Consider the following 1432-nt stretch of genomic DNA (forward strand, 5'->3'; position numbering starts at 1 on the left):
CTCCGTAAGTTGTTGGGTGGCCCGGGAGGGCCGGATGTGGCTGATGGGGTCTTGCCTTCAGTGGCTCCGCAGGAGTGGCCGTCCGGCTCTCCGGGGCGCCCTGGCTGCTGATTGAGATGTGCGCGCCTTGTGCGGTCGCTGTTTACGGAGATGACGGCGGGGTGTTCCTCGGGCCGGTGGCAAGGTGCTGTTGGAGCCGAGGAGGGGCGAGTGAGCCAGCGACAGGCCCAGGTCTGGGTCGGTATCGACGCCGGGAAGGGCCATCACTGGGCCGCGGTGGTCGATGAGACCGGCGCGACCTTGTGGTCGAAGAAGATCGACAACGACGAGTCGGCGATCCTGACTGCGCTGGGCGAGATCATGGAGCTGGCCGACGAGGTCCGGTGGGCGGTGGACATTGCGGGGACGTCCTCCGCGCTGCTGCTGGCCTTGCTCGCGGCCCACGGCCAGCAGGCCGTCTATGTCCCCGGCCGCACGGTCAACCGCATGTCCGGCGCCTACCGGGGCGAGGCCAAGACCGACGCCCGCGACGCCTACGTCATCGCTGAAACGGCCCGTCAGCGCCGGGACTTCGCGGCCATCGACGTGCCCGCGCAGCTGGCAGCAGACCTCGCGTTGCTGACCGCCCACCGTTCGGACCTGGTGGCCGACCGGGTGCGGATGATCAACCGGCTCCGTGACGTACTGACCGGCGTCTTCCCCGCCCTTGAGCGGGCCTTCGACTACTCGGCCCACAAGGGCGCCCTGGTCCTGCTGACCGGCTACCAGACCCCGGCCGCGATCCGCCGCCGTGGCCGGGCTCGGCTGACGGCCTGGCTGGCCAACCGGGACGTTCGGAGCGCCGACACGGTCGCGGCCACCGCCCTGGAAGCCGCCCTGGCCCAGCAGACCGCCCTGCCGGGCGAGGACGTCGCCGCTCAGATCGTGGCGGATCTGGCCGCGCAGATCCTTGCCCTGGACGACCGGATCAAGCGGATCGACAAGCAGGTCCGCGATACCTTTCGTGCCCACCCACAGGCCGAGATCATCGAGTCCCTGCCCGGTATGGGCCCGATACTCGGCGCCGAGTTCATCGTCGCCGCCGGCGATCTCGCGGCTTATACGGATGCAGGCCACCTGGCGTCCGCTGCCGGACTCGTGCCCGTCCCACGTGACTCCGGCCGCAGGACCGGCAACCTGCACCGGCCCAAGCGCTACAGCCGCCGCCTGCGCAGGGTGTTCTACATGTCCGCGCAGACGAGCATCCTCCGCGACGGGCCGAACCGGGACTTCTATCTGAAGAAGCGCGCCGAGGGCTGCAAACACATCCAGGCCGTCATCGCCCTGGCCCGCCGACGAGCCAGCGTCCTGTGGGCACTCCTGCGTGATAACCGGGCATTCACCTCCGCCCCGCCGGTCACGCAAGCGGCTTGACTTGGTCATTGAGACTCCT

At 69.5% G+C, this 1432-nt stretch carries 1 protein-coding gene; it reads left to right on the top strand.

The features are described 5' to 3' along the window. Window positions 1–210 precede the first annotated feature (210 nt). Window positions 211–1413 carry an IS110 family RNA-guided transposase gene (locus ACYVMZ_RS39285; RefSeq protein WP_461088100.1) on the top strand — a complete coding sequence of 401 codons (1203 nt, stop codon included), beginning with the start codon at window positions 211–213 and terminating at the stop codon, window positions 1411–1413. Window positions 1414–1432 lie beyond the last annotated feature (19 nt).

Source organism: Streptomyces deserti (assembly GCF_054782695.1).